At 43.6% G+C, this 19234-nt stretch carries 16 protein-coding genes and 1 other annotated feature; all 16 genes read right to left on the bottom strand.

The window, feature by feature from the left end:
• Positions 1 to 12: 12 nt before the first annotated feature.
• The 16 genes from atpB to rplJ all read right to left on the bottom strand — a co-directional run bounded on the left by atpB (position 13) and on the right by rplJ (position 18906).
• Positions 13 to 723, bottom strand: coding sequence for a F0F1 ATP synthase subunit A (gene atpB, locus ACZ49W_RS04025; RefSeq protein WP_464814953.1), 711 nt, complete (start codon positions 721 to 723; stop codon positions 13 to 15).
• Between the two features lie 34 nt (positions 724 to 757).
• A complete protein-coding gene (locus ACZ49W_RS04020; RefSeq protein WP_464814046.1) occupies positions 758 to 961 on the bottom strand; it encodes a F0F1 ATP synthase subunit C in 204 nt (67 codons plus the stop codon).
• A 192-nt stretch (positions 962 to 1153) separates the two neighbouring features.
• A complete protein-coding gene (locus ACZ49W_RS04015; RefSeq protein ID WP_464814045.1) occupies positions 1154 to 3568 on the bottom strand; it encodes a glycogen/starch/alpha-glucan phosphorylase in 2415 nt (804 codons plus the stop codon).
• A gap of 13 nt (positions 3569 to 3581) precedes the next feature.
• Positions 3582 to 5015 carry a glycogen synthase GlgA gene (gene glgA / locus ACZ49W_RS04010; RefSeq protein WP_464814044.1) on the bottom strand — a complete coding sequence of 478 codons (1434 nt, stop codon included), beginning with the start codon at positions 5013 to 5015 and terminating at the stop codon, positions 3582 to 3584.
• Positions 5012 to 6151, bottom strand: coding sequence for a glucose-1-phosphate adenylyltransferase subunit GlgD (gene glgD, locus ACZ49W_RS04005; RefSeq protein ID WP_464814043.1), 1140 nt, complete (start codon positions 6149 to 6151; stop codon positions 5012 to 5014). Before glgD ends, glgA begins: the two co-directional genes overlap by 4 nt.
• Positions 6141 to 7283, bottom strand: coding sequence for a glucose-1-phosphate adenylyltransferase (locus tag ACZ49W_RS04000; protein ID WP_464814042.1), 1143 nt, complete (start codon positions 7281 to 7283; stop codon positions 6141 to 6143). Before ACZ49W_RS04000 ends, glgD begins: the two co-directional genes overlap by 11 nt.
• Entirely contained in the window at positions 7273 to 9180 is a 1908-nt protein-coding gene (glgB, locus tag ACZ49W_RS03995; protein ID WP_464814041.1) for a 1,4-alpha-glucan branching protein GlgB, read from the bottom strand. The genes ACZ49W_RS04000 and glgB overlap by 11 nt, the downstream gene beginning before the upstream one ends.
• A gap of 165 nt (positions 9181 to 9345) precedes the next feature.
• Positions 9346 to 11553, bottom strand: coding sequence for a type I pullulanase (gene pulA / locus ACZ49W_RS03990; RefSeq protein ID WP_464814040.1), 2208 nt, complete (start codon positions 11551 to 11553; stop codon positions 9346 to 9348).
• On the bottom strand, positions 11543 to 12574 hold the full coding sequence (locus ACZ49W_RS03985; RefSeq protein WP_464814039.1) for a diacylglycerol kinase: 1032 nt from the start codon (positions 12572 to 12574) through the stop codon (positions 11543 to 11545). The genes pulA and ACZ49W_RS03985 overlap by 11 nt, the downstream gene beginning before the upstream one ends.
• On the bottom strand, positions 12571 to 14532 hold the full coding sequence (ligA, locus tag ACZ49W_RS03980; protein ID WP_464814038.1) for an NAD-dependent DNA ligase LigA: 1962 nt from the start codon (positions 14530 to 14532) through the stop codon (positions 12571 to 12573). The genes ACZ49W_RS03985 and ligA overlap by 4 nt, the downstream gene beginning before the upstream one ends.
• Positions 14533 to 14657: 125 nt before the next feature.
• Complete coding sequence (locus ACZ49W_RS03975) at positions 14658 to 15989, bottom strand: ATP-binding cassette domain-containing protein (RefSeq protein WP_464814952.1); 1332 nt, start codon at positions 15987 to 15989, stop codon at positions 14658 to 14660.
• A gap of 50 nt (positions 15990 to 16039) precedes the next feature.
• The gene (locus ACZ49W_RS03970) at positions 16040 to 16696 is read right to left on the bottom strand and encodes an energy-coupling factor transporter transmembrane component T (protein ID WP_464814037.1); all 657 of its coding nucleotides are present in this window, start codon (positions 16694 to 16696) and stop codon (positions 16040 to 16042) included.
• Positions 16693 to 17286 carry an MptD family putative ECF transporter S component gene (locus ACZ49W_RS03965; RefSeq protein WP_464814951.1) on the bottom strand — a complete coding sequence of 198 codons (594 nt, stop codon included), beginning with the start codon at positions 17284 to 17286 and terminating at the stop codon, positions 16693 to 16695. Before ACZ49W_RS03965 ends, ACZ49W_RS03970 begins: the two co-directional genes overlap by 4 nt.
• A gap of 173 nt (positions 17287 to 17459) precedes the next feature.
• Positions 17460 to 17795, bottom strand: coding sequence for a hypothetical protein (locus tag ACZ49W_RS03960; protein ID WP_464814036.1), 336 nt, complete (start codon positions 17793 to 17795; stop codon positions 17460 to 17462).
• 184 nt (positions 17796 to 17979) lie between these two features.
• Positions 17980 to 18348, bottom strand: a complete 369-nt coding sequence (rplL, locus tag ACZ49W_RS03955) for a 50S ribosomal protein L7/L12 (RefSeq protein WP_464814035.1) — start codon at positions 18346 to 18348, stop codon at positions 17980 to 17982.
• A gap of 60 nt (positions 18349 to 18408) precedes the next feature.
• Positions 18409 to 18906 carry a 50S ribosomal protein L10 gene (gene rplJ / locus ACZ49W_RS03950; RefSeq protein WP_464814034.1) on the bottom strand — a complete coding sequence of 166 codons (498 nt, stop codon included), beginning with the start codon at positions 18904 to 18906 and terminating at the stop codon, positions 18409 to 18411.
• A gap of 27 nt (positions 18907 to 18933) precedes the next feature.
• Positions 18934 to 19063: a sequence feature (ribosomal protein L10 leader region), on the bottom strand.
• Positions 19064 to 19234: the final 171 nt, after the last annotated feature.

Here is a 19234-nt window from a genome sequence, read left to right as displayed (position 1 = left end):
CTTTCTCCTTTCCTATTCTTCGTGGTTAACCTTATTACCAATGTAAGTAGAGGCTAGAATGATAAAGACATACGCCTGAATTCCTGAAATAAACATGGAAAAGACTGTCCAAAGCATATTAAGAAGAAAAGCAAGAGGAGCAACTGCTACATGGATGTGAGACAGTTGTAAAATTAAAGACGTCACGACTTCTCCGACATAGATATTACCGTAAAGCCGTAGGGCTAGGGAAGCCATGTTTGAGAATTCTTCTAAGATATTCATCGGCAACATAGCAGGATAGGGCGTCAAAAACTCTTTGAAATAAGCTTTAACACCATTCTTTCTGATTCCTTCGACATGTGAGATGAGGGTAATCATCAAAGAAAGGGTAATATCTACACCAAAATTAGACGTTGGTGATGTCCAAAAATTATACTCCTTATTCTCCAGCTTAATCATCAAACCAATATTATTGGCGACAAGTAGAAAGAAGAAAAGGACAAAGAAGAAGAGACTGTAATTTTTTGTATATTTTCCTAAATTGGAATGAATAGTTGACTGCACAAATTCGTAAAACCACTCTAAGACATTTTGTTTTCCTGAGGGTTTTATCGCCATTTTTCGACTTGCCCAATAGACAAAGCTAAAAACAAGAAGAACCGTAATCAAAGACATGGCTAAAATGGTAAGGTCAAAGGTTATTCCAAATAGGTTTACGGTTGGATTTTCAACAGTTTCCAACATTCTCCCTCCTTACTAAATCCTGTCTGAGACTTTATTTTCCAACGAAGAAAGTAAAGGCAAAGAGGACGAAGAAAGTTCCTTCGATAAAGGCAACACCAAGAAACATGAGTGAACGCAGTTTGTCAAACATTTCAGGTTGGCGAGCTGACGCTTTAGCGATATTTGATACCAAAATTCCCTCACCGATGCTGACACCGAGCACGGCAAGACCAAGGGCCAAAATTGCAAAATTCATAACGAATCTCCTTTAAAAATAAAATGTTTTACTCTAATAGTCTAGACCTATTTTTTTAAAATGTCAACGAAAAAAGATAATCTAAAGTCCCTTTCTTGAGGGATTTTTGACCTTTTTTGACGGAATGTCTAATTTCTTTTTTCTTCTTTATATTTGCTCTAAAAAAGAGAGGTTCCCCTCTCTTTTTAATGCTTATTTTTCATTTGGTTCTGACAATTGCCAGATGTCACGCGCATACTCTGTGATGGTATCATCAGATGTGAAGCGATCAGATGTGGCGATATTAGAAAGGCTCATTTGCATCCAGCGTTTCTTGTCACGATAAAGCGCATCAATTCTCTCTTGTGCTGCAACATAAGAGCTAAAGTCTTCTAACAAGAAATACTCATCATTATGGGTGATCAAGGCTTCATAGATTTCCATGCCTTCGCTTCTTGATTTTGGTAGGGTACCATTGATAAAGGTATCAACCACGCGCATGATGGTTGGATTAGACTCATAAAGACCCCGTGAATAGTAATCGTGAGCATTGTAGTGAGCATAGACTTGATCCTTATCCATACCAAAGATAACGATATTGTCATCTCCGACCTCGTCCTTGATTTCGATATTAGCGCCGTCTAGTGTTGCAAGCGTAATGGCTCCTGTCATCATGAACTTCATATTAGAGGTTCCAGACGCTTCCTTAGACGCTAGAGAAATCTGTTCGGACACATCTGCTGCTGGGATAATCAGCTCAGCTAGGCTAACGTTATAGTTTTCTAGGAAAACAACCTTGAGCTTGCCATTTAGGCTTTCGTCATGATTGATGAGCTCAGCCATGTCATTGATGAGTTTGATAACAGATTTGGCAAAGTGATAACCAGGAGCCGCCTTGGCACCAAAGATAAAGACACGTGGCACCATATCAAGATCTGGATTGTCTTTTAAATCCCAGTAGAGCTTGATGATATGAAGCAGGTTGAGCAACTGACGCTTGTAAGCGTGGAGACGCTTGACTTGCACATCAAAGATAGCATCGGTTGACACTTCAATGCCCGTTGTTTCCTTGATGTGATGCGCCAATTTCGCCTTAGCGGCTTGCTTGACTTGGTAGAATTTATCCAAGACCCCCTCATCATCCAAATGCTCTAGCAAGTGACGTAATTCGTGAACGTCCTTGCGCCAGCCTGTTCCGATGGTTTCATCAATGGCACGTGACAACTCAGGCGCAGCAATTTGCGTCCAACGCCGTTGCACGATACCGTTGGTTTTATTGTTGAATTTCTCTGGATAAAGCGTATAGAAATCACGCAGAGTATCAGCCTTTAAGAGATCCGTATGCAGTTTTGCCACCCCATTGACTGAATGCCCACCAATGATCGCCAAATGCGCCATGTGAACTTGGTTATCTTTGATAATCCGTGTGTGCTCAATGACTTCAGGTGCCACACCTTTTTCAGCCATTTCCACCACAAAACGGTGGTCAATCTCTAGGATAATCTGATAAACCCGTGGGAGGACATGCTGGAAGAGTTCAACATTCCATTTTTCCAAGGCTTCTGAAAGGATGGTATGGTTGGTGTAAGACATGGTCTTAACCGTCGCATTCCAAGCTGTCTCCCACTCAAGACCATAATCGTCAATCAAAAGGCGCATGAACTCAGCTGGAGCAACCGCTGGATGGGTATCGTTGATGTGGACGGCTACTTTTTCATAGATGCGCTCAAGAGGCAGACCTTGTTTGAGGTAGGACTTGATAATGGTTTGAAGTCCAGCACTGGTCATAAAATATTCTTGGATTAAGCGTAGTTGTTGCCCTTCGTAGTTGGAGTCATCTGGGTAAAGGACTGCCGTAATGTCTTGGATCCTACGACGATCGCTCAAGGTTGGGTAGTTGAGCTCGTATTCTTCTGGGATTTCCACGTCCCAAAGACGTAGGTTATTAACCACCTTATTTTGATAGCCGATTTGTGGGATGTCGTAAGGAACTGCTCTTAGGACCAAAGCATTCTCATAAACAGGACGAATCTTGCCATCTTCCTTACTCAAATAAACATTACCAAAGAGTTTGACATCCACCATGTTGTGCTCTTTTTTGACTTCCCAAACGTTCCCGTTTGAGCCAAACCAAGAGTCGGCAAGTTCCACCTGATAGCCATCAACGATACGCTGTTTAAAAAGACCGTATTTGTAGCGCAGACCGTTACCAAACCCTAGATAACCAGTCGTTGCAAGAGAGTCCATAAAGGCAGCAGCTAGACGACCCAAACCGCCATTTCCAAGCGCCATGTCATGTTCAGACTCCTTGACCGCTTCAAAGTCAAGCCCAAGGTCGTCAAAGGCTTCCTTGACCGTTTCTAAAATGCCCAAATTCAAAAGGTTAGTTTCTAACATCCGACCAGGCAAAAACTCGATAGAGAAATAGTAAACCACTTTTTCTTTATCTTCTGAGATTTTCTCATTACGCTCAATCCAGTCGGTGGTATAGTATTTCCGAAGAACCTTAGCTAGCGTGGTAAAGAGTTCTGCTGGGACAGCGTCCTCAAGGCGAATCATCTTTTCCTCGTAGAGTTTTTCCTTAAAATCTTTGATAAATTGTTCTTTGGTTAATGTACTCGTTGACATGATACTCCTTCTTTTAGTCTAATAAATCTTGATAAAGTCCTTCATACCCAAGACTCGCTGTATCCCACGAAAAATCTCTCGTCATGGCCTGCTCTTGTAGAGAAGCCCAAATCTCAGGCTCATCATGATAAAGCGCAAGCGCGCGGTCTAGGGTTTCCACTAACCAGTAGCCTGAGAAATGATTAAAGCCAAAACCTGTTCCAGTGCCTTCATATTGGTTGTACGGCTCAACCGTGTCTTTTAAGCCACCAACCTCATGAACTAGAGGCAGACTACCATAGCGCATGGCAATCATCTGAGATAAGCCACATGGTTCAAAGGCACTCGGCATAAGGAAAATGTCACTTGCCCCGTAAATTTGTTGGGCAAAGCCTAAGTCAAAGGTAATATGGGCAGAGAGCTTGTCTGGATAGGCTTTAGCGAACCACTTGAAGGCTTCTTCAAAGTCGTGATAACCTGTTCCAAGTAAGACGATTTGCAAATCACGTTGAAGGATTTGGTGGAGTTCTTGAACCACTAAGTCAAAGCCTTTTTGATCCGTCAAACGAGACACCACTCCAATAAGAGGCACGTCTGCTCTCACAGGCAGACCTAGCTGCTCTTGTAGTTGCTTCTTGTCAAAGGCTTTGCCAGACAAGTCCTTGACAGAAAAATGCGCTGGCAAATGACGGTCACTTTCTGGGTCAAACAGTTCTGTATCAATCCCATTGATAAGACCAGACAACTTATAGGCAATCATATTGATAATGCCTTCTAATCCCTTACCAAAGGCTGGTGTTTTGATTTCTTCGGCATAACTTGGTGAAACGGTAGTCACTCGGTCTGCGTAGAAAAGGCCTGCCTTCATCCAGTTGAGACCATCATGGAAACGCAAGGTCCCGTCTAGGTAACGCTCGCTTCCTACCCCAAACAAATCCCAGAGCATACTTGGGTCAAACTGACCTTGAAACTCAATATTATGAATGGTAAAGACAGTCTTGATGTTCCTGTAAGCCTCGATCCAGTGGTATTTTTCACGCAAGAGATAAGGCATCATAGCCGTGTGATAATCATGCACATGGAGAATATCTGGTATAAAGCCGATTTTTTCCATGGCTTCAAGCGCTGCCAATTGGAAGAAAGCAAAGCGTTCCCCATCATCCCAAGACCCGTAAACCTGACCACGGAAGAAATACTCTTGGTTATCAATGAAGTAAAAGGTCACGCCGTCTCTTTTTGCTTTTTTAATGCCAACGTACTTCCTACGCCAACCCACATAGGTCTCAAAAGACAAGACGTCCTCTATCTCCTGATCAAATTTTTGATCAATGCTATCATAGTAAGGTAAAATCACGGCCACTTCCTGACCGTGCTGAACAAGAGATTTGGGGAGTGCCCCGATGACATCCCCAAGACCCCCTGTCTTGACAAAAGGAACTCCTTCTGCCGCGACACTTAAAATTTTCATGCAATGATATCCTCTGTTACTTTCGTTCCTTTTTTGATCACAAGCGGTGCTTCTGGGCGACCCTTGATGGTCACGCCATCTGCAATCTCGACACCCTTGTCAATAATCGCATACTCAACAACAGCTCCTTTTCCAACCTTAACACGAGGGAAGATAATACTGTGTTTAAGGCTACTATCACTCTCTACTCTGACATTACGAGATAAAATAGAGCGCTCAACCTGTCCTTCAATGATACTACCAGATGCAAATTGAGAAACAGCAACCTGAGAATGTGCGGCATAGTAAGTTGGCTCTTCGTTTTTCACCTTGGTATAAACTTTTTGGTTTGGACTAAAGAGAGAATAGAATTTTTGAGAGTCCAACATATCCATATTCGCTTGATAGTAGCTAGGAACAGAATAGATATTAGAGAGATAGCCAGTATATTCGTAAGCAAAAGCACCAACCTTAGAAGCCAAGTTTCTCAAAACATAGCGAAGTTTTTGAGGATGCTCTTTTTCCAACTCTTTTTCTAATTCTTCAATCAACCAGTTGGTATCCACGATAAAAATATCGGTGGACATGTTGTAGGTTTCTTCTTCAGATTGACTGCTAAACAACTGGCATCCGGTCACATGATCGGTCTCATCCACGCTTAAAATGGCATTGACTTCTGAGATTTGCTCTTTTGGTAGTTTCTTATACACCACTGTCATTGGTGAGTGGGTAGTATTGTGAAGGTGGAAGACCTGATTGAGATCGATATTAATCAAAATATCACAGTTCATGGCTACCGTTTGGTCACTACCAGACCGTCTGAGATAGGTGAGCAGCTGCTCATAGTATTCGCGACCAACGGTACTGCTTTCAACACTGGTGTTATAGATACCGAGATAGTAGTGGCTAAGAAGAGTAGAAAGTCCCCACTCACGACCGCTTCTAATATGGTCAAAAACAGAAGCAACATTGTCTTGTTGGAAGATACCATAGATGCTTCTAATCCCAGCATTGGCTAGGCTAGATAGCGGAAAGTCAATCAAACGGTATTTTCCACCAAAAGGAAGGGTGGCAAGTGGCCTGTGATCGGTCAAATACGACATGTCATGAAAGCCTACGGTATTGCCCAAAATGGCTGAGTATTTATCAATCTTCATCTACTGGTACCCCCACTACTTCATTATATCCAACAACTTGTACTTCCTCGGTGCCATCGATTTCCACACCTTCTGAAATAACTGCACCTTCACCGATGATAGCTCGTTTAATCTTAGCGCCACTACCGATAATGGCTCCACTCATAATCACAGAGTCTTCCACCACTGCACCTTTTCTAATTTGTGCTTCGGTAGAAAGAATGGAGTGCTTGACCGTTCCATCTACAAAGCAACCATCCACAACAAGAGAGTCAGAGACACTGGCATCCTCACCAAAGAAGTTAGATGGTGAAATGTGGTTGCGTGAGTAGATTTTCCACTGGCGATCCCTACTATCTAGCGCATTGTTGGGATCGATATATTCCATATTAGCTTCCCAGAGCGACTCGATGGTACCGACGTCCTTCCAGTAACCGCTAAATTCATAAGCATAGACACTCTCACCAGACTCGAGGTAGGTTGGGATAACATTTTTACCAAAGTCGGACATGTCAATGCCACCTTTTTCTGCGGCGACCAACATATTTCTGAGACGTTGCCAGTCAAAGATATAAATTCCCATAGAAGCCTTGGTGGATTTTGGCTCAGCTGGTTTTTCTTCAAATTCGACAATCCGATTGTTGGCATCGGTATTCATGATACCAAAACGGCTGGCTTCTTTGAGAGGGACATCTAAGACCGCAACCGTCAAACTAGCATTGTTATCCTTGTGGGATTGGAGCATATCATCGTAGTCCATCTTGTAGATGTGATCCCCAGATAAGATTAAGACATACTCTGGATTGATGTGGTCGATATAGTCGATATTTTGGAAGATCGCATGGCTAGTACCTTCAAACCAACGATTTCCCTCACTGGCTGAGTAAGGTTGAAGAATGGAAACCCCTGTATTCACCCCATCTAGTCCCCAACTCGATCCATTTCCGATATGGTTGTTGAGAGCAAGCGGTTGGTACTGGGTGATGACCCCAACGTTTTGAATCCCAGAGTTGGCACAGTTAGAGAGGGCGAAATCGATAATGCGATAGCGTCCACCAAATTGAACCGCTGGTTTGGCGATGCTTTGGGTTAATTTTCCAAGTCGGGTTCCTTGTCCACCGGCAAGGATTAAGGCTAACATATCATGTTTCATCTGCTGCTCCTTTTTTCTTTTTTGTGATGGTGTTAGGGGTCAAAGGTTCCTTTAACTTCCAAATGCTGGCCCCCAAGGCAGGAAGGGTAAAGGTTAGCGTGTGTTGGTAAGACTTCCACATCTCTTCTTTGGTCTTTGTGACGGGGTTTCCTTTCACCCACGTCCCACCAAAATCAATACTTTCTGTATTCAGCACCTCTTCATAGCGACCGGCTAGAGGGACACCGATAGTGAAGTGTCGTCGTTCGACAGGTGTCATGTTAAAGATACAAATCAGCTCTTCACCTGCCTTATTTCTGCGAATGAGCGAAAGCACGGTCTCAGAACGATTATCCGCATCAATAATCTCTAGTCCCTCAAACGAGTCATCGATTTCCCAAAGAGCAGGATGCTCCTTATAAAAGTCATTGAGATGACTGGTGAAGTCCTGCATCTTTTGATTGAGCTCGTCGGCTTCTTTGAGATTGTCCCACTCCAGTTCGTGGTCGTATTTCCATTCTAAAAATTGACCAAACTCACTGCCCATAAAGAGCAGTTTCTTTCCTGGATGGCAGATCTGATAGGTGTAGAGGTTACGTAGTCCTGCAAATTGATTGTAGCGATCTCCCCACATCTTGTGCATGAGGCTCTTTTTGCCATGAACCACTTCATCATGAGAGAAAGGCAGGATAAAGTGTTCGTTAAAGGCATACATAAAGCTAAAGGTCACCAGATCAAAGTCATACTGCCGATAAACTGGATCTTCTTCGTAGAAACGCAAGATATCATTCATCCACCCCATGTTCCACTTATAGTCAAAGCCCAAGCCCCCTGCATACAGGCTCTTTGTGATGGCAATGTCTGCTGTCGCTTCTTCAGCAATCATCATGACACTAGGATGATAGTGCTTGATGACACCATTTAGCTTGCGAAGAAAATGGTAGCCCTCCAAATTATGGTTGTTTCCATACTGGTTAGGGGTCCAATCTCCCTCGTCGTAGTCGAGATACAGCATATTAGACACCGCATCCACTCGGATTCCGTCTAAATGAAAGTTCTCAATCCAGTAGAGAGCGCTTGAGATGAGAAAGGACTGCACTTCGTTTTTCCCAAGATCAAAATTCAGCGCCCCCCATCGTCTATTTTCCGCACGATTGGGGTCTTGATACTCATAGGTCGGTGTCCCGTCATAATAGGCAAGGGCATCATCATTTCGTGTAAAATGTCCGGGCACCCAATCCACGATTACTCCAATATGATTGAGATGACAAGCCTCGACAAAATCTTGAAAATCCTCGATGCTACCATAGGTCGGCTCAAGGGCAAAATAGCTCATGAGCTGATAGCCCCAGCTCATCCCAAGAGGATGCGCCATCAGCGGCATAAACTCCACATGCGTGTAGTTCATCTTGATTAGATAGGGCAAAAGATCTGTCTTTAGCTCCTTAAAGGTATAATCCTTTTTCCAAGAGCTAGCATGCACTTCGTAGATATTGACCGGCCGCTCCTTAAAGCCCAGCTGGTCTCTTTGTGCCATCCAAGCCTGATCTTTCCACTGCCTATGAAGCGTATGGGGAATCTTGGCTCCCGTACTAGGTCTCGCCTCTAGGATCGTCGCCATAGGGTCTATCTTTTCCACCCATTCACCATTTGGACGCTGGATGAGAAACTTATAAATCTGCCCAGGCTCGGCTTGGGTCACTCCTTGCCAAACACCAGCTTGGCTCCGCTCTAGGGAAAGAGGCTTTTCGTACCACTGAGTAAAATCTCCAATGACACGCACCGCTCTAGCATGCGGAGCATAGACCGAGAACTCATACTTACCATACTCCCCATCTGGAGCTTCGTGGACACCCAAAACGTCCTGCAAGTGAAACTGTTCTCCTGTTTGAAAGATCCGCAGTTCTTCTCTCACCAACCGGTCACCTCCTTTTTTTATTTTGTGAATTGTCAGATATTTTTCTGTAAAAAAAGAAACCGTTAAAAAGAACAAAAAGAAGTCCATCTTTAATGAACTTCTTTCTTTTTTCAAGGAACCATCTTATAAAGGAAAACCCTTTCAATTCCTCTTTATTATATCACGTTATTCTAATTTTGTCATGTGTAATTGGAGATTTTTTTCACTGTTTTGTAAATTGATTTCATATTGCTCATCTTTTTTGACCTGCCAAATGAGCTGAGAATCAGTAACCGCTATCATTTGCAGAGATTGGTCCAATTCAGCGAAAGTAAAATCAGAAAAAAGTCTGCCGGAAGTTTTTAGTTTTATAGCCGTCTTAATGGTTTCGATCATCTTTTTATTTTGGCTCACTAAGTTCCAGTCCACTTGATTGACGGTATCTGGAGCATTATAGGAGTTCATCGCCCGCTCTCTATCGTCTGGTGTGACTTCACCATTTTCTCCTGTTGGGTAAACTTTGGTACGTCCAAATTCTTGCCCTAATTGCATAAAGACCATTCCTGGCATCATGAGATTGATGCGGTTGGCAATGATAATGCGTTCTTGATGGGTTTCTTTGCTATCATCTGGATGGAGAACCCAGAGCAAATCATTGAGATTGTAGTTGTCGTGCGCTTCAATGTAGTTAAGTAACTGACTAGGAGTCAGATAAGGCGCAAAATGTCTGCTTCCTTGTAAACAATCCGCTAGAGCGTAGCCGAGAGCCTCTCCAGAAACAAAGCCACGTTTGAAGTCGCCGTAAACTTCTGCTCCCTTAACACTATTTCGTTCATCATCATTGAAAAAACCAATCCCAGGAAGCTGATCGGCATTCCCTTTTTTAGCCTTATCACCAGGGGCTAGCACCTCTCCCATATCCCAACCTTCACCGTAGAGGAGGATGCGTGGGTCGATGTCATCTACCGCTTGACGAATGGCTCTCATGGTCGTGACATCATGAAGTCCCATTAGATCAAATCTAAAACCGTCAATGCCATATTCTTCGATCCAAAAGCGGATGGAATCCACCATGTACTTGCGCATCATCTCTTTTTCGCTGGCGGTTTCATTGCCACAACCAGAGCCATCATAGAAACTACCGTCTGCCTTCATCCGGTAATAATAATCTGGAACAGTTAGTTGGAAAGGCGATTTTCGTGAAGAATAGGTATGGTTATAAACCACATCCATGATGACCCCAATTCCTGCTTCATGATAGGCTTGGATCATCTGCTTGAGTTCTAAAATCCGAATTTCTGGCTGATGGGCATTTGTCGTTAGACTTGCATCTGGAACATTATAGTTCTCAGGATCATAGCCCCAGTTATACTGGTAATTGCCATCCTTGTCAAAGACATGGTGATGATCAAAAATCGGCTGCAACTGGATATAGTTGACCCCTAACTCCTTGATATAGTCCAAAGTAGTCGCATCACCGAGAGCATTGGTGGTCTTTTGAGCTGCTCCTAGAAACGTTCCACGAAGCTCTGGAGCAACCCCCGATGAATCAGAAATCGACAAATCTCTGACATGTAGCTCCATGATAACCGCTTGATTCGGATTTCCCAGACGCCAAGTGGCTTTTTCATCTTGGTGCACCTCAAAATCAAGAGGGACCCTGCGCTCTTTTGAGAGGACAACAGAGCGCTTCTCATCAGCTGTCGCTGCAATCGCATACGGGTCAGGAGAAATCCTTGTTTCCCCGTCCTTATCTCTTAGGCGAAAGGCATAGACCTTACCATCATAGTCGCCTGAAAGAGATGCTTCCCACAAACCAATCGTATTTTGCTGATGGTTAGACGAAGCCCTCGTTCCCCTTGTCATCTCAAATACAGCTGAGATTGGTGCTTGCTCATCAGGCGTGTCATATAAGAGCAAGTCCACTTGATGCGCTGTCGGTGCCCAAAGGCGAAAAGTCGTTTGATCTTCTTGATAGCGAAAACCTAACCAACCAGAAAAGCCCCATTTTTGATCAAAATCCTGTGCTTGCGTCGCCATATCAAAGGCATTTTCATCACGCTCTCGGTAATAAGGACTGGTCAAGGCTGCTTGTTTGGAGTAGTAGAGGGTATCATCTCCCTGCACCAGCCAAATCTGCGTCTCCTCTTCTCCGTAAGCGAGATTCACCGTGATATCTCTGGTTTTTTGAGAAAAATCATAATTGGTCACAAGAAAATAAACCTGTGGTTGAAAATCATCAAACACATACTCCAGCTCCGCCTTCATGCCAAAGGCTTCTTTTTCTTGAAATTGATTGGCAAAGCCATCTCTATCCACTTGCCACTGCCAAATCAAATCTTTTTCTTCTCGCTTATCTGCTCGGTGATAATGTAAGACTACCTTATGCTTCATCAGAAGCCTCCTCATATTGTTCTAAATCTTCTACTTCGTTAGCAAATTTTTCAGCCAAGGCCTTGAGTTCTGCCTCATCCAGACTAATCGCCTCGTCAGCAATCTCATCGGTATTAGCGAAAAATTCGATATGATTTTTTAGGTTTTCAAGATGAATAGGCGCATCACCACCATATTCACCATCTAGGTTAATCATCATCCGCTGGTCACTCAGAGGCGTAATAGTTAGCTCATTTGTTTTGATATATTCAATCCGTCTATCATCAATATGCTTGCCCCCTTGAATCATCAATCGAATCAAATGAACAATCTCAATCATATTGGCTGTTTTAACTAAAATCAAGGTGAACATGCCATCATCGAGCTTGGCATCAGGCGCTAGCTGCTCAAAGCCACCAACAGAATTGGTCAGCGCCACAAAAATCATGGACACATCGCCTTCAAACTCCCCGTGGTCATGGCGAATTTTCACCGGCACATTGCTCACCCTTGGCAGCAACTCCACTCCCTTAGCCAGATAAGCCAAATAACCAAAGGTCGTTTTGAGTTGGCTAGGCACGCTATAAGTCAGCTCAGTCAGGCTTCCTGCTGCTGCAATATTGATGAAATAGCTATCCTCATAGGCTTTTCCAATATCCATGTGAATGGTCTGGTGTTTTCCAATCAAGTGAGCTGCTTCTAAAGGATTGCCTCTTGGAACTTTGAGGGCTCTTGCAAAATCATTGGTCGTTCCTGTTGGGATGATGGCAAGGCGCGGCCGGTGTTTTAAGGGGGCAATACCATTCACCACTTCATTGATGGTGCCATCTCCTCCTGCTGCCACAATCAACTCAAAACCAGCTTGACCAGCTCGTCTGGCTTCGTTTTTTGCTGAATCCTTTTCTGGTGTTGTTTGAAAAGCAGACGTCTCGTAGCCAAACCCTTCCAAGATATCTAAAATATCTGCAATGTTTTTCTTGATGATTTCTTGACCAGAGGTCGGGTTGTAGATGACTCTAGCCTTTTTCTTTCTTCTTTTCATGTCAATGCCTCCAACCAGTCTTCATCTTTGATAGCAATGCCAAGTTCCTGCGCTTTTGTGAGCTTGCTTCCTGCGTCTTGTCCTGCTACCACCAAATCCGTCTTTTTCGACACACTGCCTGTGACTTTGGCGCCAAGCGCTTCTAACTTGCTCTTTGCTTCTTGCCTGCTCAGGCGCTCTAACTTACCTGTTAAAACGACGGTTAAACCAGATAGACTGCCTTGACTACTTGGGATTTGTCCTAAATAGCGGTCGTTAACCCCTGCTTTTTTTAGCTCTTCAAGTACCTGTTTTGCTCCTTCTCGTTCAAAATAAGTCTTCAAACTAAAGGCAACAGCCGCACCCAAACCATCAATGGCTGCAATCGCTTCTGGACTAGCCTCAAGTACAGCATCCATACTACCAAAGGTCATCAATAACTGCTTGGAAACCTTAGCCCCCACATGTCTAATCCCAAGACCAAATAAAAGGCGCTCTGCCGAATTTTCCTTTGAGGCTTGGATAGCTTGGTAAAATTTTTCTGCCGACTTCTCCTTAATACCAGCAAGCGTCAGAAAATCCGCTACATCCAAGGTATATAAATCCGCCACATCTCGCACCAAACCTGCCTGATATAGCTTCTCAATAACAGACGGACCCAGCCCAACAATATTCATGGCATCTCGACTGACAAAATGAGCGAGACGTTCCTTAATCTGGCTTGGGCAAATTGGATTGATACAGCGCAGAGCCACCTCATCCTCATAGTGAATGAGCTCCTCCCCACAAGACGGACAAAGACTTGGAATCTCAAGTGGCACTTGATCTTGACGCTTCGCCATCACCACTTCCAAAACCGCTGGAATAATGTCACCTGCCTTATAGACAATGACCGTATCCCCTAGTCTAATATCCTTTTGGGCGATATAGTCCACATTATGCAAGGTAGCCCTGCTCACCTTGGTCCCTGCTAGTTGAACGGGTTTTAGGTTAGCCGTTGGCGTGACGACACCTGTTCGCCCAACTGTCCAGTCCACGCTTTCGATATTAGTTTCTTTTTCCTCAGCTGGAAACTTATAAGCCACCGCCCAGCGTGGTGCTTTCACCGTAAAGCCTAGCTCTTCTTGCATAGCAAGGCTATTCACCTTGATGACTATGCCATCGATTTCGTAAGGGAGTTCCTCACGTTTTTGTCCCATTTCTTGGATAAAAGCCCAAACGTCATCCATATTTTTTGCCAAGAGACGATGCGGATTGACGGCAAATCCCAGCCTTTCCAAATGTTGCAGGGTTGCTTCTTGGGTCTCTTCGTTTGGCTCCCCTGCTTCTTGGTAGAAAAAGGTCGCAAGCCCTCTTTCACGCACCACACGTGTATCTAGTTGGCGAAGGGTTCCTGCTGCGGCATTTCTTGGGTTGGCAAATTCCGTTTCTCCACGTTCTTGCCGCTGCTGGTTAAGGCGCAAAAAAGCGTCCTTAGGCAGATAAGCCTCGCCACGAACGGTCAGATTGAAGGGGGCTTCTAAAATCTGAGGAATATCTGCAATGCGTTTGATATTTTCAGTGATATCCTCACCTGTCACCCCATCCCCACGTGTCGCACCGACCATGAGCCTACCTTCTTGATAGGTCAGGGACAGGGACAGACCATCAATTTTTAACTCAACCAGATAAGTCGCATCTGGATAGACGTTTCTCACTCGCTTATCAAAATCATCTAATTCTTCGCGTGAAAAGGCATCTTGCAAGCTATAAAGAGGATAGCGGTGCTGGTATTTCTCAAAACCAGATAGAATTTGATCCCCCACCCTTTGTGTTGGGCTGTTTGGTAAAATGGCATCTGGATGCGCTTTTTCTAGCGCCACTAACTCGCGGTAGAGACGGTCGTATTCTTGGTCGGAGACCAAGGGTTGATCTGCTGTGTAATAGGCCTCAGAATAGCGATTGAGCTTTTCAACTAAGGCAGTCATGTTATCCATCATCTTTGTTATTTTCCTATTTGTTGTATTCATTCGTCCTTTCTATTTTACCAAAAAGTCCTTTTTTCGACTAGAAAGAGATGTTTTGAAAACCCTTTCTTTACCGGTACAAAAAATCAAACTCCCTCTCAGACGTTTGACTCTTTCTCAAAGACAATCACTCCATCACAAACCCTCTCCATCAAGTCCTCATCATGAGAAATTAACAAAATCAATCGTCCTGCTTGCTTGAGTTGTCGCAAGCCTTCCGCTAAAGCCAGCATGTGCTTTAAATCTAGACCGCTAGAGGGCTCATCGAGCACCAAAATTGGCTTTTCCGACAAAAAGCTAGCTGCAAGCAAGACCCTTTGCTGCTCTCCTTGAGACAAGCTCTGAGGATGGCGCGTGAGCAAATGCGTCAGGTTGAGCGCTGAAATCATCTCCGTATCTAAAGACGCTTTTTTTTGCCCTAGAGTTAATTCTTTTTCCACCGTTTCACAAAAGAGCTGTAACTGAACATTCTGCATGACGTAGGCACTTAAAAAAAGGCGCTCTTTCGCTTTTTTTAGCTGATTTTGCCACACAATTCTTGCCTTTTTATCCTCCAAAAGACCAACCAAATAGCGGGCAAACGTCGATTTGCCAGCACCATTTGGTCCCGTGATGCCAATAATCTGGTGAGAAGAAAGAAATAGATAATCCACATAAGACAAAACCTCTCGTCCTGCTTTAACCGTTAGCTGCTCAATACTCAAGTCTGGCTCTAGTGTTCGTAGCTCTGGCGACAAGGCAGGCTCCCTTTCAACCAAAGGTCTTAACCCCATGCTTGCCAGCTCGTTGTCATCCAAAGCTAGAAAATCCTTGGCAGCCCAGACTTGTGTTTTTCGGTCCGCTTCAAAATACAAGTACCGATCCCCTATTCCAGTCAAATAAGACAGACGGTGCTCTGCAACGATCAAGGTCTTTCCCTCTTCTTTCAAAGTCTGCAAGATATTCGCCAGCGCTCGGATATGTTCCTTATCAAGATTAGCCGTCGGCTCATCTAAAACAATCACTGGACTTCCCTGCATGTAGGCGGTGGCTATGACAACCAACTGTTTTTGACCGCCCGACAAGCTCACCATCTCTCTTTTTAACAGGGCTTGAAGGGACGGCATTAGTCGCAATAATTGTGACAAACGCTGGTCAATCGCTTGAGACGATAAGCCTTGATTTTCACATGGAAAAACCAATTCCTGCAAGACTTGGTCATGGAAAAATTGCGTTTCTGGATTTTGAAACACGCTCGCCACCTGTTTGGAGAGGCTTTCTATGGTTTCTTCCCTCGTATTTTTGCCAAATACACTCAACTCCCCCCTTAAATGCCCCGTCTCGTATTCTGGAATCAAGCCATTAATCAATTTTAAAAAGGTGGATTTTCCCGAACCAGACGAGCCACAGCACACTACGCATTCCCCAGACAAAAGTGACAACTCCTCCATTTGACAATAAGAATGCTCATCATTCGGGTAAGAAAAGGCTAAACCTCTTGCTACAACCGGTTGTGCAGCAAAAGAAAGGTCAGACACCATAAACCAACACTCCAATCTAACCACGTCCACTTGGACACGATATACTCCTTGGGGCTTTCCCCAATAACCAAACCCTTGGTCAAACTCGCCACAGTTAGGTCACTCGCCCTACGCAACAAGGAAAACATGAGCGGAATCAAATACAGCGTCAACATTTTCCATGGGATAAACAGAATTTGTCTCAAAAAAATGCCTCTCACGCGTAGATTGTCACGCAACTGAAAGGCATCGTCTTTGATGGTGGGAAGAAAACGAAATACCACACCCAAGGTCAATAAGAAAGCTTCTGGGAAATGCCATTTTCTCAAAGCATGGATGAGTTCATAGGTTGACGTGGTTTTCATTAGAAAGTGTCCTGCCATCAAGGGAGCCCAGATGAGCATCATGATAAAAGCCATCCGACTAAGACCAACTGGTAAAGCAGAACTATCCTTCATCCACCAGAATAAAGCAAAACCCAAAACGCTCACCAAGGTCATCAGATAACGCTTATGACTAAAGGCTAAAACGGCAATGCTTCCAATCACATACCATCTCGCATGGTCGCTTAAAACCATACTATAACTCAACCCCACCACCAAGACAAAAAGAAGTTTGCTCCTGGCATCTAATCTCATGAAAGAAAACCAGATGGCTTCATATAGCGCTCCACGACGCGTAAGCCAATCACACCACTAATGAGCGCTGCTGCAATGATCGTAAAAGATAACCAAAGCACATTTCCGAGATTAAAATCAAGCATCACCCGAGTGACATAAGCAGCTGATTTTCCTCTAGCGTAGAGGCTTTCCATATAAGCATCTCGCATAAACCACATGAGAAAAATAGGCCCAAGATTTCCAAAAGAAAACACAACAAAACTAAGCAGGTTAGTCACTGTCTTTTTGTAACCACCTTGTTTCGCCACAAGGTCCGCCAGCACACCAAACAGAAGGCTTGGGACAAAGGAAGCTGTCAAATAACCAGACAAAGAGAAAAATCCAGCCATAACAGCCCCCACCAAAGTAATGGCGCCAAACTTAGGCACCTTAGAAACCAGCACCATATAGACAGGCCCCGCCAAAAGGGCAGCAAAGGCTGGCGCATACTTCATATTGCCCGAGTGATCCACCAAAAAGCCAAGCAGAGTTCCTAACCCCACACAAACAAAATAGAGGGCAGCAAAAGCACCCGTCACCATAATATCCTTAACCGATAAGGCTTTCATACTATCTCCTTTTTTCATATTATCCCCCTTATTATACCATGATTTTAGGTCAAGGTAAATGTGAAAATGAAAGGAGGTGGTTTGGGTTAGTTTTTTTCATCAGCGCAAGGCTATCCTAGGTATTTTCTAATTATTTTTTCCCAATTTCCTTTTTTGAAAAACGATCAACCTCTTCATTCCAGTCGTTTCCATTGTGCCCTTTTACCCATTCCACTTCTAAAACCAGCTCTTTTTTCCATATAACTGATAATTCTTGATAATCTGCAGAGATTAAAATAGTACCAGATCCAAACCTCTTGCTGGACTTTCTGACGGAATTTTTCTTTTCCGAAACGAGATTTTCTCTTTCTCATCAACCGATAAAAGGTGATTAAACCACGATAATCTGTGACGATACAAACTCTCAAACAATCGCAAATGTTTAGTTTTTTAATCGCTTTCAACTCCGTCAGAACAGCACGAAGCTCTGATACCACAGGAGAATGTAGCCACTCTTTTTCAGGAGTCACATAACCTCGTCCTTTACGAACAATTGTTCGATCATCATCTAAGACGATAAAGGCTGAAACGATCTTGCGGTGATTGTTGTGATTAAAAGACCCATCGGTAAATAATAGTCTGAAGCTGTCATCACATATCTACCTTAAACAAAAAAGACACTCTTTCGAGTGTCCTTTTCAATCATCAAGATGATTATTTGAGAGTTACAGAAGCACCAGCTTCTTCCAATTTAGCTTTGATTTCTTCAGCTTCAGCTGCAGCAACACCTTCTTTGATAAGACCAGGTGCACCGTCAACGAGTGCTTTAGCTTCTTTAAGTCCAAGACCAGTGATTTCACGAACCACTTTGATAACGCCGACTTTCTTGTCACCTGCAGATGTCAATTCGATATCGAATGAATCTTTAGCAGCAGCGTCGTCAGCACCACCTGCAGCAGCAACTGCAACAGGAGCAGCAGCTGTTACACCAAATTCTTCCTCGATAGCTTTAACAAGGTCGTTAAGTTCAAGGATTGTAGCTTCTTTAATTTCAGCAATAATGTTTTCAATGTTCAATGCCATTGTCAATTTCCTCCAATATAATATGTTTTAAATAAGATAGGGTTTAGGCAGCTAAATACATTAAGCTGCGTCTTCTTTTTCTGCCACTGCTTTGACCGCGTATGCAACATTGCGTACTGGTGCTTGAAGCACTGAAAGAAGCATTGAAAGAAGACCTTCGCGGTTTGGTAGGGTCGCAAGTGCAACGATTTCTTCTTTAGAAGAAACAGCACCTTCGATTGCACCACCTTTGATTTCAAGGGCTTCAGCAGTTTTTGAGAAGTCGTTAAGAATCTTCGCTGGAGCGATAACATCTTCGTTAGAAAAAGCAACTGCAGTTGGTCCGACAAAGATGTCTGTCAAACCTTCAAGACCAGCTTGTTCAGCAGCACGACGAAGAATAGAGTTTTTGATGACTTTAAATTCAACGCCACTTTCACGAAGATTACGACGAAGAACAGTATCTTGCTCAACAGTCAATCCACGAGAATCAACGACAACGATTGATGCAGCAGCTTTCATTTTCTCAGCAACTACTTCAACCAATTCTGCTTTTTTAGCAATACTTGCTTGACTCATTTTCTGTTTACCTCCGTTATTATTTTGGCTGGGCACAAAAAAACGCGCCCAAACCCAGACACGAAAGTACAATCCGTTATATCAAACGTTTTGTGCCTCGGTAGGATTTACGAGCTAAAGGCTCACCTACTGTCTTAGGTCAGTTTTATTTCAAAACCTCTAATAGAATATCATACCTGATCCTGCTTGTCAAATATTTTTTTGATTTTTTTCGTTTTTTTCTTTATTTCCCTCTTAGAAAAACTCGAAAAAGCCTGCCATATCAAGATTTTTAGGAATCTAAAAAAATATGGTCAATTTTGGTCAAAAATCTTGCTTTTCTCTTTTT

It is taken from the genome of Streptococcus sp. STR1/CE/0325 (genome assembly GCF_055386095.1).
The sequence above is the reverse complement of the archived record's forward strand: the minus strand, read 5'-3'. Positions and strand labels throughout refer to the sequence as shown.